The organism is Streptococcus danieliae, from assembly GCF_025447695.1.
Classification (GTDB): Bacteria; Bacillota; Bacilli; order Lactobacillales; family Streptococcaceae; genus Streptococcus; species Streptococcus danieliae.
In genome coordinates this window covers 1-16,000 of sequence record NZ_JAOBSU010000029.1, presented here as the reverse complement: position 1 = coordinate 16,000, position 16,000 = coordinate 1, and the positions used below count along the sequence as shown (strand labels likewise).

Annotated in this window: 9 protein-coding genes; 2 read left to right on the top strand and 7 right to left on the bottom strand. The window is 45.7% G+C overall.

The window, feature by feature from the left end:
- The 7 genes from N4310_RS03205 to N4310_RS03175 form a co-directional block, all read right to left on the bottom strand.
- On the bottom strand, positions 1-8,863 hold an 8,863-nt coding region (locus tag N4310_RS03205; RefSeq protein ID WP_262092051.1), incomplete at its 3' end, for a mucin-binding protein.
- A gap of 379 nt (positions 8,864-9,242) precedes the next feature.
- Positions 9,243-10,706, bottom strand: a complete 1,464-nt coding sequence (gene gltX, locus N4310_RS03200) for a glutamate--tRNA ligase (protein WP_262092050.1) — start codon at positions 10,704-10,706, stop codon at positions 9,243-9,245.
- 42 nt (positions 10,707-10,748) lie between these two features.
- Complete coding sequence (locus N4310_RS03195; RefSeq protein WP_262092049.1) at positions 10,749-11,021, bottom strand: hypothetical protein; 273 nt, start codon at positions 11,019-11,021, stop codon at positions 10,749-10,751.
- A gap of 3 nt (positions 11,022-11,024) precedes the next feature.
- Entirely contained in the window at positions 11,025-11,501 is a 477-nt protein-coding gene (ispF, locus tag N4310_RS03190; protein WP_262092048.1) for a 2-C-methyl-D-erythritol 2,4-cyclodiphosphate synthase, read from the bottom strand.
- Positions 11,498-12,154: a 2-C-methyl-D-erythritol 4-phosphate cytidylyltransferase gene (ispD, locus tag N4310_RS03185; RefSeq protein ID WP_262092047.1), complete on the bottom strand. Its 657-nt coding sequence runs from the start codon at positions 12,152-12,154 to the stop codon at positions 11,498-11,500. Before ispD ends, ispF begins: the two co-directional genes overlap by 4 nt.
- Positions 12,151-13,512, bottom strand: coding sequence for a DNA repair protein RadA (radA, locus tag N4310_RS03180; RefSeq protein ID WP_262092046.1), 1,362 nt, complete (start codon positions 13,510-13,512; stop codon positions 12,151-12,153). Before radA ends, ispD begins: the two co-directional genes overlap by 4 nt.
- An 8-nt stretch (positions 13,513-13,520) precedes the next feature.
- Positions 13,521-13,964: a dUTP diphosphatase gene (locus tag N4310_RS03175; protein WP_160332628.1), complete on the bottom strand. Its 444-nt coding sequence runs from the start codon at positions 13,962-13,964 to the stop codon at positions 13,521-13,523.
- A gap of 214 nt (positions 13,965-14,178) precedes the next feature.
- On the opposite strand from N4310_RS03175, the gene N4310_RS03170 reads away from it, so the two are divergent.
- Entirely contained in the window at positions 14,179-15,078 is a 900-nt protein-coding gene (locus tag N4310_RS03170) for a permease (protein WP_262092045.1), read from the top strand.
- Positions 15,075-15,878 carry a TIGR03943 family putative permease subunit gene (locus N4310_RS03165; RefSeq protein WP_160332626.1) on the top strand — a complete coding sequence of 268 codons (804 nt, stop codon included), beginning with the start codon at positions 15,075-15,077 and terminating at the stop codon, positions 15,876-15,878. The genes N4310_RS03170 and N4310_RS03165 overlap by 4 nt, the downstream gene beginning before the upstream one ends.
- Positions 15,879-16,000: the final 122 nt, after the last annotated feature.

Here is a 16,000-nt window from a genome sequence, read left to right as displayed (position 1 = left end):
GTCCGTCAAACTTAGTACCTGGTACAAAGCCATCTTTCACAAGAGTGTAACCTTTGAGGTAAAGCTCTTTCAAAGTAGCTGCTGTTGAGTACTGAATTTCTTGACCTTCTTCACCATTGATTACATCAGATTTCGCCAATTCTGCATTGACAACCTTACCAGCTTCATCTACAAGACGGTAGATAATTTGAGCCTTGTCTTCCACAACATTCTTGATGTATGGAATCTTAGTCTCATCGGTAGGTGTTGTTGGAACTGGAGGGATGTAACCCTTAGTTGGATCTTGTGGATCAACTGGTTTCAACGGTTCTTTCGTTCCTGGATCCACTGGAGTCAAACCTGGTACATATGGAATTGCAGGTTGTTTTGGATCAGTAGGTGGAACAATATCCGTTGGTTTGTTTGGATCTGTTACATACGGTACTTCTGTCCATGGCTTCTCTGGAGTTACACCTGGAGGGAATTCTGGAACATAGTTACCAACTTCTAAGTAGACAACTTGATCATGAATATCCGCAGAATCAGCAGAGATTCCGTTATGGGCACCTGCTTGACGTTGAGACGCGTTTTCCAAGATATAACCTGGAAGCGAAGGTGATGTATAAGCACCGAAGGCAGAACCATCTACAGCCACCCAGTTTTGAAGAGTCGTTGCACCTGTTGCCAAGTTAACAGTTCCTTCACGACGGAAACGAAGTGTATCTGACTTCATTGCTACCAGACTTGCTGGCAACTCTGTCAATTGTCCGTTTTCACCACGTACGTAGTAACGTACTGTACGAACGACTTCTTCCTCTAGCTTGAAGATATCTGTACTTGGCTCTACATTTGGATCCTTAGGTTTTTCTGGATCTGGGTAGTTTGGTGTTGTAGGATCTGTTGGATCTGGGTTCTTAGGTAATTCTGGTGTCTCTGGATCAACCGGTTTACTTGGTTCAACTGGTTTTTCTGGAGTCACTGGAATTACGATTGCTTTGACATCTACATAATAGAGATCAACGCCATCTTGACCATCGTATTTAGCACCAGCTGTAAAGCCATCTTTGACAAGCGTGTAACCCTCAAGGTATAGCTCTTTCAAGGTTGGAGCAGTTGAGTACTTGATTTCCTCACCTTCACGACCAACGATGAGTCCTGAATCACGAAGAGATGGGTTAACAACAGCACCTGATTCATCAACAACACGGTAGATAACGCGTGCTTGATCTTCTTTCACTTCTGGAGTTGGGTTCTTCACGTATGGAATTTCCGTATCCGTAGTTGGAGAAGTTGGAACTGGTGGGATGTAACCTTGTCCTGGATTATCAGGATTCACTGGTTTCAACGGCTCATTTGTTTCTGGATCCACTGGAGTCAAACCTGGTACATATGGAATTGCAGGTTGTTTTGGATCAGTAGGTGGAACAATGTCCGTTGGTTTGCTTGGATCTGCTACATACGGTACTTCTGACCATGGATCAGTTGGTGTTGAACCATCTGGGAATTTCGGAACATAGTTACCAACTGGTACGTAGATAACTTGATCGTGGATATCCGCAGAGTCAGCAGAGATTCCGTTATGAGCACCTGCTTGAAGTTGAGATGCATTTTCCAAGACATAACCTGGAACAGATGGAGATGTGTAAGCACCAAAGGCAGAACCATCAAGCGCTACCCAATTTTGAAGAGTCGTCTCACCTGTTGCAAGGTTGATGGTTCCCTCACGACGGAAGCGGAGAGTATCTGACTTCATCGCTGCTTGTTCAGCAGTCATTTCAGTCAATTGTCCATCTCTACCACGGATGTAGTAGCGAACAGTACGAACAACTTCATCTTCCAGTTTCAAGATGTCTGTCTTATCTGGATCTGGGTAGTTTGGTGTTGTAGGATCTGTTGGATCTGGATTCTTAGGCAATTCTGGTGTTTCTGGATCAACCGGTTTGTTTGGTTCAACTGGTTTTTCCGGTGTAACAGGGACAACAATCGCTGTCACATCCACATAGTAAGTATCAACACCTTCTTTACCGTCGAAAGTCAAACCTGCACGGTATTTCTCACCTGCAACAGTTGAATTGCTTGAAAGGGTATAACCTTTGAGGTACAAGTCTTTCAAGGTTGCTGCTGTAGAGTAAGTAATCCGAGCGCCTTCTTTACCGTTAAGGATACCAGATGTTGCAATCTGTTCATTAACGACTGATGTTCCATCTGCAGAAACGACACGGTAGACAACTTGTGCCTGATCATCTTTTGCATCTGGATCAACTGGCTGATCAACTTCAACATAAGGGATCGTTGTTTCAACACCTGGATCTGTTGGTGCTGGTGGGATGTAGCCTTTGCTTGGATCATTTGGATCAACTGGTTGCAATGGGCTTCCATCTGTTGGATTTGTTGGTACAAATCCTTCAACATAAGGAATTCGTTGAGTTTCATCTGTTGGCGGAACAACCTTGCTTGGATTTGTTGGGTCGTTCACATACGGAACCTCTGTCCATGGATCTGTTGGTGTTGAACCATCTGGGAATTTCGGAACATAACGAGAAATTGGTTTGTAAGCAACAACATCGAGATAATCCTCATCTGTTGCTTGAACTCCTGTATGAGCTCCCGCTTCCTTCTGATCTGGATTCGCAAGAACATAACCAGTCACAACTGGTGAGGTCTTATCGTCGAAGCCATTACCAGAAACAGCTGTCCATTCTCCAAGTGTTGTTTCACCAGTTACGAGGTTGATCGTACCTTCACGACGGAAGTTTAGACTGTCAACAACTTCTGCAGCAACTACCTTACCGTCTTGATCCACATAACGGATAGTCCGCTTAACTTCTTCCGCAAGCTTAAGAGCCTCTTCCTTATCAGGAGTTGGATAAACTGGTGGATTTGGATCTTCAGGATCTGGGTAACCTGGTGTTTTAGGATCAACTGGTTTATTTGGATCAACTGGTTTTTCCGGAGTGATTGGAATGATGATTGGTGCCAAATCAACAAAGTAATTTGTCACAGAGCCTGGCTCACCATCAAACTTAGCACCAGTTGGGTAACCATTTTTCACAAGTTTGTAACCTTGAGCGTGGTATTTCGCCACAATCTCATTAACTTGATCTTGAGTATAAGGAACGTCATCACCTTGATTACCAGTCATTTGATCGGAAGCTTCCAATTGTTTTACAACGGTTGTCCCATCTTCTTTTACCTCACGGTAAACAAGTTGAACAGCAATCTTATCTGGATCAGGGTTCTTAGCATAGTAGACTTTATCAACAATATTCTCACTAGCGTTGGTAATACCAGTGTGAGCTCCGTATTCGGATTGTGATGCATCTACCAAATGATAGCCTGGAATTGCTGGAGAAGTCCGGTTCGTAAACTCAGCAGTAGCTGGTTGCCAGCCTTCTTGGTTCCAAACAACTTCACCAGTTACAAGGTTAACAACACCTTCACGACGGAAGCTTACTTTGTCAGACACTTCTCCACTAAGGACAGTTTCTGTACCTTGCTCGAGATATTGGATGACACGAGTAACATCTTTCAACATCTTGCTTGGATCTTTCGAATCTGGGTCCGTTGGATCTGGATAATTTGGTGAATCCGGATCATTTGGATCAACTGGGTTATTTGGATCAACTGGTTTATCAGGTGTAACTGGAGCCACTTTTGCTTTGAAGCTTACATAGTAGGTATCTGTACCCTTAGTACCATCGAATGTTGCTCCAACTGGGAAACCATCGTTGACAAGTTCGTAACCAAGTTTCTTGTACTTAGCGATTGTTTCAGCAGTTGTGTAAGCCACACCATTTGTACCAATGGCTTCATCCTTCTTACCTTTGAACTCAGCTGAACGCTCAAGTTCCTTGATAAGGGTTTTACCATCTTGATCCACATAATTGTAGATAACCACTGCTGCATCGATACGTGCAAATGGAATTTCTGTTACGGTCGTTGGATCTGTTGGTGATGGAGGAATATAGCCTTTAGTTGGATCTGTTGGATCAACTGGTTGAAGTGGAATTGTAGGCTCAAATTCAGGAATATATGGAATTACCTGAGTTGGATCTGTTGGTGGTACCAATTTAGTTGGATCTGTTGGATCTTCCTTGTATGGAACCTCATTCCATGGATTATTCGGTTTATCCTCTTCTGGAACCCCTGGGAAGGATGGTACATACTTAGAAATAGGTACATAAACAACGCGATCCTCAAGGTCTTCATCCGTTGCTTGAACTCCTGTATGCGCTCCTGCTTCCTTCTGACCTGGATCTTTCAAGACGTATCCTGGAATTACAGGAGAAGTAGCGTCTTTAAAGTCATTACCATCTGTAGCTACCCACTCATCAAGCGTTGTTTCACCTGTTGCCAAGTTTACAGTTCCAGTACGCGTAAAGCCAAGTGTATTGACAACATCTGGAGAAAGCTCTTTACCAGATTCATCAACATATTTAACCGTCCGCTTAACGTCTTCTGTTAAGTTTAGAACCTCTGGGTTAGAGAGTGATGGTTTATTCGGATCTTTCGGTTTAGTTGGATCTGGATCTTGTGGATAGTTTGGTGTACTTGGATCTGTTGGATCTGGATTCTTAGGAAGTTCCGGAACTTTATTTGGATCCACTGGTTGATCTGGAGTAACCGGAGTTGTTGGAGTAACCGGAACAATAATCGGAGTTACATCAACGTAGTAAGTATCCACGCCATTTTGACCATCAAAAGTCAAACCAGAACGGTATTTATTTCCTTCAACAGTTGAGTTCTCTGAAAGTTTGTAACCTTTGAGATACAAATCTTTCAAGGCTGCTGTTGTTGAGTACGTGATCTCAGCTCCTGCTGTACCATCCAATAAGCCTGAAGTTGCAACTTCTGGATTTACAACTGTCTTACCATCCGCTGATACAACACGATAGATAACCTGTGCTTGATCTGCAACAGACTTGTAAGGAATCTTCGTCTCTACTCCAGAATCCGTTGGCGCTGGAGGAATATAACCCTTAGTTGGATCGTTCGAATCAACTGGTTGCAACGGAGAACCATCTGCTGGATTGGTTGGCACCATTCCCTCGATGTACGGAATTCGTTGTGTTTCATCAGTTGGTGGAACAATCTTACTTGGATCCGTTGGATCATTCACGTATGGAACTTCCGTCCATGGGTTCGTTGGTGTTGAACCTTCAGGGAATTCTGGAACATAACGTGAAATTGGTTTATAGGTTACTGTATCGACATAATCTGGATCAGTCGCCTTCACACCCATATGAGATCCCGCATCTGCTTGACTTGGATCAACAAGAACAAAGCCTTTTACAACTGGTGATTTTTTATTTTCGAAGTTATCACCAGCAGTTGGTGTCCAATCACCGAGCGTTGTTTCTCCTGTTACAAGGTTAATTGTACCTTCACGTTTAAACCCAAGATTATCAACAACTTCTGGTGAAACAACGTTACCGTTTTGATCTACATAACGAACAGTACGCTTCACATCCTCAGTCAATTTGAGAGCTTCTGGATTATCTGGATTTGGATAGTTTGGTGATGTTGGATCTGTTGGATCAACTGGTTTGCTTGGATCAACTGGTTTCTCAGGTGTAATTGGAACAACACGAGGTTTCAAGTCAACATTAAAGACTTGCTCACCATTGACACCATCAAATGTTGGAACCGTTGTCCCTGTACGTTCAAATGATTTTGTTGCTTCATTGTAAGTATAGCCAGTATAGCCATCTGTTACCAACTCATATCCAGCTTTCTTGTACTCTTCCAATTTGGCACGTACTTGATCCGCTGTATAAGGAACAGACTCACCTGCAGCTCCATCTAAAGATCCAGAATCAGAGAGAACAACTGGGTTAGCTGGATTTGCTGTATTCCGATAAACAACTTTCGCCGTGTCAGTCAACTCAAATACAACTTTTGTAAGGTAATTCTCTGGGAATCCTGTATCGTTAAAGTCTTTCCAGTAAGACTCGCTAACAACCTTCTTACCGTTACTATCTGTTAGGATTGTATCCGTAATCGCAGAAGAATCCAATACCGCATGTACACTCTCCCCTTGGCCTCGTTGACCAACAAGATTTTGAAGATTTGGTACATTGGATTCTGTGATGGTAGCTACATAGCCAGACAAGCTCTTATTGATTGTAGAATAAGTATTCTTAGTCTCACTATTTGCAGTCAAAGTCCAACCTGTATCTGCTTTTGGAGAATATGGAATTTTAGCGTACTCTCTCAAGAAGGTATTTCCGCTATCGATGACCGTATTCGCAAATTTTTGCTTCATTGCTTCAACGTCAAGGACGATATCCATCTTACGTTCCCAATCAGAACGTTCTGTTACAGAATCTTTTTCGCCTGCAACAAATTGACTCAATGGTACAAGAGAACCATCTGCTTGCTTCACATAGTACTCAACAGTATTTGTATGTTTTGCAAGTGGGTTAATTTTCGTCCCGTTTGGAACCCAAACACTGTGTGAGTTTTGCGTAGCTACGTCAATATCGTAACTCCGGTCATTACTTGTATTTGGCTCTACTGGCAAAATTCCTCCCGGAGAGTTTGCCAATCGAATCGATGGGTCACTTCCAGCAATCGTGACTGGTCCGCCGAATCCATCAAGCGCAATATCCCCTTGCTTAATATTAGCCCAAACAGAGTTCTGTTTCGATGGATCTTTTTGCAATGGAGCACGGTGCGTTCCTTCATTACGAGCATAAACCGTATAGCTATCAATTCCTAAGCTGTTATCGATAACAAACTCCATTTTAGTTCCCTTGGTATTACCGTAAACCAAGTTAGGAGTTCCACTTGGAGGAGGGTTAAATCCTTGCGGTGTAGAGTTCGGTAATTTTCCGTTAGGATCTCCAATTTGTTGACCTTCCGGTGTTGAATAACGCTGCAAACTGAAATACAACGGTGTATCGATACGGAAGACAACATTCTTAGTTGCTCCTAATGGCACAGAAATCAACTCAGCATAGAAGTTATTGTTGTCATCTCGGATATCCGTAATCGAACCTTGATTTGCAATAAACAACGGTTTTGTAGCTGTTCCTTTTTGGGAATCAAGGGAAATCAAATCGTCATATTCATTTCCGATTTTCTGGCTTCCGTTACGGTTTTTCGCAACAACAATAAAGCGTGCATGATCATCAACGGTAATCGTTCCTTGCTCATTAACCCCAATATAGTTATAACCGTCATAACTACCAGAAGCCGCTCCATTTCCATTGTAAGGAGCTTTACCATCAGATTCAAAGACGTTATTCGAATGTTTCCCAAAGAGAATGTGAGAATTATCTCCTAGGTCCATCGCAACCCCACGACCCTTGTTTTTGAAATCTACTTTAGATTTCTCACCTGATGTGAAGGTGGCGTTGTGACCAGTAATAATCGAATCACGACCTGTGAAGGTAGCAGTTGCCTCTTCTCCAATCGAAATTGTTGCTGAAGAACCTATGACCTTTGTTGCATTACGGACACCATACCCACCATAACGATTCGCATCTGTCACTGTATCTCCTGGGCGACGAACACCAATAGAGATAGCCTGACCGATTGATGAATTAATCGCCAGTTTAGACTCTTTACCAGTCTTCACAGTACCATTTTGTGGCATAAAGATAGCCGCATTGTGGTAACGCGCTGGGTTGGAAGTGTCAGATGACGTATTCATATTAATCGTCATCGACCCTTTATCTTTCACCTCAACCACTGAATTACTTGGAAGACTAATTCCATCACCTTCAGATACACGGTTCAATGTAAAGGTAGCATCAGACTCAACAATAACATTCTTAACAGAGTGAATATTCGCTGCACGTCGAGTCAGTTGTTTCGCTGCACGTGGTTGTTTCTTGTTCTCATTAGTCTCACCCTCAGCATACAAACCATTGTGTGGCACGTTCATCTGAACATACTGAGTTCCACCAGCTAATGATGCATAGCTATCTGCCAAGTTGGAAGTTGTGTTCCCTTTGATGACAACTGTCGTATTTCGACCACCACCAAACATAACCCCTTCACTCTTAACATCTTCAAATGTAACCTTTGAAGCACTAGCTCGACTGAGATCAATAGGTCCTTTTGAATTGGCACTATAGATACTCAAGTTGCTGAAAAGAATATCTCCAACAGCACCTGCAATTGGTTTAATTGAGTAAGATCGGAAGTCAATCCCGCTATTGGCACCATCACCATAAATGTTAATAGCACGGTTAGCAATAGCCAAAGATAGAGTCCTGTCTACAGCTTTTGTTTTCGCATTGGCTGCTTCAGATGAGTCATTACCATTGGTAATACCATTCACAGTATTCGGAGCAAAGATTTGTCCTTGTACCTTGATATCTGTAACATTAGCGTTGGATAGTGCTGAAACAAATTGATCCCAATTTGTAACAACAGTTGCGGCTTCTGGAGCTGTCGCTGCACGAAAAGCACTAGTTCGAACAGTTGCAGCAGGTTTAGCTACTTCAACTTCCTTACTTTCATCAGCCTTCTTTTCCTTCTCTTCTTCAACATTCGTTGCTGCTGTTGTTGTAGCAGTATCATCCTCTACAGTTGTAGATGAACTTGAAGATTCAGATGGATTTGAAGTAGCGACCTCAGATGACGCGGTAGACGTTTCAGAACTTGCAGGCGCTACTACAGGTGCTTCACTTGCTAGTACAGCAGGTTCTGCATTGTAAGTAGACGCGTCTGAAGCAGCTTCTGGTGTTGCATCCGAAGATGAACCAGTTGAAGCTGACGTATTGCTTTCGCTAGATTCAGAGGCAGCAGCTTCCTCTGCTTGAACACTCTGCCCAGCAAAGAGCAAGGTTCCTAGCAGGACGGATGCAGCTCCAAAGGAATACTTCCGGATGGAAAACCTTTGAACCGAACGATCAAATAAGTGTTTCTTCATTTCGTCCTTTCTTCTCCTTTTTTGTTATTAACCCGTTGTGTATGAAATAATCGCAATCCTACACTATAGGCTTTATTATGGTAACATTTTAGAACATTCATGTAAAGTAATAATGTGCACTCTACTTGTGATTTTTCCACTAAAGCCGCCTATATAATAAGGTCTTCATTTCACATAAAAACAACGGCTGCTTCTGCTTATTTCGTGATAGCTCAATCGAAAATCATTCAATAGGTCTGGGAAACCTACTGAGTATTCCCAATTCAAGGCAAATACAGACCGCAGATATTAAGGAGGCTGACAGGGTCAGGTTGTTGCAATTAAATAGACATTCTGTCCACAAAAAGAAACCAGTCGTTTCAACCGGTTTCTTTTTAACTTAATGTTGCTCCAAAGCAGCATCCAAATGTGCAAGAGCCTTTTCTTTTCCAAGAAGGAAAATTGTATTCGGCAAATCAGGTCCATGCATCTCACCCGATACTGCCACCCGAATCGGCATAAAGAGATTTTTACCTTTCACACCCGTTTCCTTTTGAACTTCCTTAATTAGCGGCGAAATATTCTCCACCTGGAAAGCCTCCTCAGATAGATCCGCCAATTTTTGACGGAAGGCTGATAGGACCACCGGCACTGTCTCACCGGCAAGAACTGCCGCAGCCTCTTCGCTCAAACTTGGGAAGTCTGCAAAGAACAAATCGGTTAGGGGCACAATATCCTCTGCCGCTGTTAGTTGAGGCTGATAAAGGGCAATCATAGCTGTACCCTTATCGATCCAACGACCTGCCGCCTCCAAGAAGGGCTTGGTCAAATCCACAAGCGTTTCCAAGTCAGCCTTCTTAAAGTATTCATTACTCATCCAATCCAGCTTCTTCTGGTCAAAGGCTGCTGGAGACTTGCTAAGACGTGCCTCGTCAAACAACTGGATCAACTCAGCTTGGCTGAAGATTTCCTCTTCTCCACCCGGGTTCCAACCCAAAAGGGCAATAAAGTTGAAAACAGCCTCTGGTAAATAACCTTTTTTCCGGTAATCTTCAATAAACTGGAGGGTATTAGTGTCCCGCTTAGATAGTTTTTTCCCGGTTTCGCTATTAATGATCAGAGTCATGTGACCAAAGAGCGGCGCTTCCCAACCTAGAGCCTCATAAACCATCAATTGTTTCGGAGTGTTGGCAATATGATCATCCCCACGGATAACGTGAGAAATCTCCATCAAGTGGTCATCAATAACCACCGCAAAGTTGTAGGTTGGATAGCCATCGCGTTTCTGGATAACCCAGTCACCACCAATGTTGCCACCTTCAAATTCAATCTCACCCTTAACTAGATCAGACCATTTGTAAATCTGATCTTCCTTAACAGCCAATCGGACTGTAGGTTCAATACCAGCTGCTTCCCGTTCAGCAATGTAGGCAGCTTTTTCAGCATCAGACATGCCCAGGAACTCATTGATGTAGCGAGGAGGTTCCCCAGCTGCTTCCTGGCGCTCCCGTTGAGCTGCTAGTTCCTCTTCTGTTACATAGGATTTATAGGCCAGACCTTCCTCAAGCAATTGATCAATGTAAGATTGGTAAATCTCCAAACGCTCTGATTGGCGATAAGGGCCAAATGCTCCTGGATTTACCGGACTCTCATCCCAGTCCATCCCTAACCAGGCCAAGTTTTCCAACTGGGAACGTTCCCCGTCTTCCACATGACGCTTACGATCAGTATCTTCAATCCGGATCACAAAGTCACCACCATGATGACGCGCAAAGAGATAGTTAAAGAGCGCTGTCCGCGCATTCCCAATATGCAAAAGCCCTGTCGGACTTGGTGCATAACGCACTCGAATCTTGTTTGTCACAATTCTTTCCTCATTCATCTTTTTTGAAATTATACCATAAGTCTAAGGATTCAAAAATAGATCTGGGTCAATCTCCCAGTCGCCCAGAATCCCTGGTTCCAGAACCCACTGCCGGCGCACCTGCAACTGGTCCACAGGCTCCTGAGATAGAAGCAGATTGGTCGCCTGCTCCTCCAAAACCAGAAACCGTAACTGATGATTGGCCGCATAGCCTCCCAAATCTGCCGCCAGTTCATAGACGTAGATCCGCTCCGGATCCCCTGCCTCGATAAAGTTCAGCAAATTTTCTTCTACATATTTTCGATCACTAACCACTTCTTACTCCTTCACCAACAAGACAACCGCCTGGGCTGCCATCCCTTCCTCACGACCCACAAAGCCGAGTTTTTCGGTCGTTGTCGCCTTGAGATTCACATCCTTGACCTCCATGTGGAGTAGGCCTGCAATCCTTTTTTTCATCTCAGGCAGATGCGGCGCCATTTTGGGCCGCTCGGCCAAAATGGTCGCATCCAAATTGCCCACACGGTAACCCGCTTTTCTCATTTCTTCATAAACAGCTGCTAAAATTTTTGTAGAAGCAAGGCCTGCCAATTCGGGATTGCTGTCGGGAAAGGCATGACCGATATCCCCGCATCCGAGTGCTCCGATCAGCGCATCGGTGATCGCATGAAGGAGTACATCCGCATCCGAATGCCCCTTGAGCCCACGGTCAAAGGGCAAGTTCACACCACCCACAATCAAGGGACGGCCTGGAACCAACTCATGAACATCGTAACCCTGGCCAATTCGGATCATTGAAACACTTCCTTCCTAATTGCCTGACCTAAAACCAGGTCTTCCGGCCTTGTCAGCTTCAGATTCCAAGAAGAACCTGGAACCAGGCCCACCTGAACCTCACTAAAGGCCTCCACCAGACTGGCATCATCGGTCCCCAAATAACCCGCTTGCAAGGCCTGCTCATGGACCTCAGCCAGTAAACGACGCTCAAAAAACTGAGGCGTCTGAGCCGCCATTAAGCTCTCCCGCGGAACTGTCCGCTGGATAAACTCAGACCCCACCTCCTTGATGGTATCTGTCACCGGCACAGCCAAGATGGAATTAGGCTGAGCCTTGAGCCCCTGTAGCTGCTCCAGGTTAATGAAAGGCCGCGCCCCATCATGAACCATGACCCAGTCGGCCTCGACCTGGCTCAAGCCCAGCCGCACCGAGTCCTGACGTTCCGCCCCACCAGCTACAAAAACAACCTGCTGCGACAAATAATCTGCAAAAGCAGCCTGCTCTTCGGGCCGGCCGACCAAAACAATCCGTCCACAATCAGGATCGGCTTGAAAAACCTCAAGACTATAGGTGAAAATAGCCTGGCCTTCTAGCTCCAAAAAAACTTTGTTGCAAGCAGCCCCCATCCGGCGGCCAGAACCTGCGACTAATAAAATCACATCATACTTCATCCAAACACCTTCTGTAGGACTTCCCCAATCCGGGTAACTCCGACAACCTCAATCCCCTGGGGTAATTTAACCCCTTGGAGGGAGTTCTGTGGCACATAAATCCGTTTAAAACCTAACTTGGCCGCTTCCTGGATCCGTTGCTCCACACGGTTTACCCGGCGAATCTCACCTGTCAGACCAATCTCGCCAATAAAGGCTTCATCAGGCCGGGTCGGCAAATCTTTATAGGAAGAAGCAATCGCAACTGCAACAGCCAAATCAATGGCTGGCTCATCCAATTTAACCCCACCAGCAGACTTAAGATAGGCATCCTGGTTCTGCAAGAGCAGTCCCGCCCGCTTCTCTAAAACCGCCATAATCAAGCTGACCCGGTTAAAATCCAAGCCCGTTGTTGTCCGCTTGGCATTACCAAACATGGTTGGGGTCACCAAGGCCTGAACCTCTGCCAAGATCGGCCGAGTCCCCTCCATGGTCACCACAATCGAGGAACCCGTCGCCCCATCCAAACGCTCTTCCAAGAAAACCTGACTCGGATTTTGCACCTCCACCAAACCTTCAGCCTGCATCTCAAAAATACCAATTTCATTGGTCGAACCAAAGCGATTTTTGACAGCCCGCAAAATCCGAAAGGTGTGCTGGCGCTCCCCCTCAAAATAGAGAACCGTATCCACCATATGCTCCAAGGTCCGAGGTCCCGCCAGGGTTCCCTCCTTGGTCATGTGACCCACAATAAAAGTCGCAATTTTATTGGTCTTGGCCAGCTGCATGAGCTGGTTGGTCACTTCCCGCACCTGGCTCACGGACCCCTGTACACTGGAAATCTCCGGAGACAAAATCGTTTGGATGGAGTCGATAATCAGAAAATCCGGTTTCAAGCGTTCGACTTCTGTCCGAATACTGTCCATGTTGGTCTCCGCATACAGGTAGAAATCCGAATCCGGATCCCCTAGACGCTCCGCCCGTAACTTGATTTGTTCTGCCGACTCCTCCCCACTCACATAGAGAACGGTTCCCAATCGGGACAATTGTGTCGACACCTGCAAGAGCAAGGTCGACTTGCCAATCCCTGGATCTCCTCCAATCAAGACCAGACTACCAGGAACCACACCACCTCCGAGGACACGGTTGAATTCTTCTAGGCCAGTCCGAGTCCGCGAGACATCGACAGACGTTACCTGATTGAGTTTCATGGGCTTCGCCTTTTCACCGGTCAGACTCACACGCGCATGTTTGACCTCAGCTTGTTCAATTTCTTCCACAAAAGAAGACCAGGCACCACAGTTGGGACAACGGCCCATATATTTAGGAGAATGGTAGTCACAGTTTTGGCAAATAAAGGTTGATTTCTTCTTAGCCATCGCTCCTCCTAGCGACCCGTTGAGCCAAAACCACCTTGACGTTGACCACCGGCTTGATCATCATCCGCCAAGAGGAAGGGCGCAAAAACCGCCTGTACAATCCGCTCACCAACTTCTAAGGCAACCGGTTGATCCGTGATGTTCTGCATTTGCGCAAAAATGTGTCCTTCATTAGCTTCATTGCCGTAATAATCCCCATCAATCACGCCGACGGAGTTGATCAATACCAAGCCCTTCTTGCGCGGGTTGGAAGAACGGTCATAGAGGTATAAAACTTCGTTAGCCTGCATGTAGGCCTTGACTCCAGTCGGGACCAAACGGATTTCACCTGGCCCAATCACCATAGCTTCTGCAACCTTTAAATCATAGCCCGCTGCATGAGCTGTTTCCCGTTTGGGCAAAAGCTGGGAATCGGTATAGGCTGTCACCAATTCAAATCCACGTAGACGCATGATTTCCTCCTTTTTTCATTCTGCAATTATGACTCAGACTAATTTACATTCAAACAAGGCAGCAAGTCGAAGCTAACAGCCTTTGAAGCAAAATAGCAAGAGTGCCATTTCCCTATTATACACCAAAGCCCTGCCTCTGACTCTGTCAAAAATCGGTCGATCTCTGAAGCCCCCTGCTTTTGATATAATGGTAAACAAACAGAAAGGAGCTCCTATGTTTTCTGAACTACCTGCGAGTTTTCTACAGATGTCCGCGATTTTTCTATCCATTGTTATTGAAGCCCTCCCCTTTGTGCTCCTAGGCAGCATTATCTCGGGCTTTATTGAAGTCTACCTCACTCCAGAAAAAATTGTTGCGTCCCTCCCTAAAAATCGTTTTTTGAACATTCTCATCGGCTCCTTTGCGGGCTTGATTTTCCCCTCCTGTGAATGTGGGATTGTCCCCATCATTCACCGTTTTCTCAAAAAGAAGGTCCCAACCTACACCGCCATCCCTTTTCTAGTGACCGCCCCGGTCATTAATCCGATTGTTCTGTTTGCGACCTTTTCGGCCTTTGGCAATTCCTGGCTCTTCGCCCTGACACGGGCCCTCGGTTCCTTCATCCTGGCCCAAGCCCTCGGCCTGCTTCTAGGCTTTATCTGGACCGAGGATATCTTGGTCAGCCATAAGAACCTCCCCCTACACGGCCACAAGCACACCGATCCTAAACAAGGCCACCTTTTCCAATCCTGGGTCCACGCCATTGATGAATTTTTCGATTCTGGCCGCTACCTCATTTTAGGCGCCCTCTTCGCCAGCTGTGTGCAGGTCTATGTCCCAACCCGCATCCTCACCAGCATTTCCAGCAACCCCTTGGTAGCGATTCTCATCTTGATGCTCCTCAGTTTTCTGCTTTCTCTCTGTAGTGAGGCAGACGCCTTTATCGGCTCCTCTCTCTTGGGCACCTTCGGCACGGCTCCCGTGATGGCCTTTTTAGTCATCGGACCCGTCCTGGACATTAAGAACCTGCTCATGATGACCCGTGTTTTCAAAAAATCCTTTATCCGCAATTTTATCCTCATCACCGCCGCCCTTGTATTCCTGTTTGCAGCTAGTTTGGAGGTTTTCCTATGATTCGCTTTTTAATCCTAGCCGGCTACTTTGAACTCAGCCTCTACCTGACCTGGAGCGGTAAACTCGACCATTACATCAACCTCCACTACTCCTACCTGGCCTACCTCTCCATGGCCCTAACCTTCCTACTCGCCCTCATTCAATTGCGCTTGTTGATCTTGGAAGAAAAAGAAAAGGGCAAGACCAGTCAGCCAGTAGCCTACCTTGTCCTGGCACTCCCACTCCTAATCGGCTTTCTCTTTCCCACCGTCAGCCTAGATTCCACGACTGTCTCGGCTAAGGGCTACCAATTCCCCCTCGCGGCTGGGGCATCCGCAGAAATCCAGGCCGATGAAGGAACCAGCAGCCAGTACCTCAAACCCGACACCAGCTCCTATTTCACCAAAAAAGCCTATGATACCGAAATGCAGGCAGTCGCAGCCAAATACCTGAAAGAAGACACCATCCAGGTAACGACCCAAAACTACATGGAATTTATGGAAGCCCTCTACGATTACCCCGACCAGTTCCTGGGCAAAGAAGTCCAAATGACCGGCTTTGTCTACAACGACCCCAAGCAAAGCCAACAACAATTCCTCTTTCGCTTCGGCATCATCCACTGCATCGCAGACTCTGGCGTTTACGGCCTCTTAACCACCGGCCAAGACCAGTCCTACCCCGACAACACCTGGGTCACAGCCAAGGGCAAAATCGCCATCCATTTCCACAAGGACCTCAACCAAAGCCTACCAACCTTAGAACTCACCAACTGGGAACGCGTTGAAGAACCTGCTAACCCCTATGTCTATCGCGAATTTTAGCAGAAGTCTAACCTCACTGTCCGCTTCACGCTGACCCTGACAGTGGGGCTTTTTACTTGGTTCGATTCTATAAAAAGGGAGTGGGACAGAACTAAATTTTTTCAAATTTAGTTCTGTCCCAC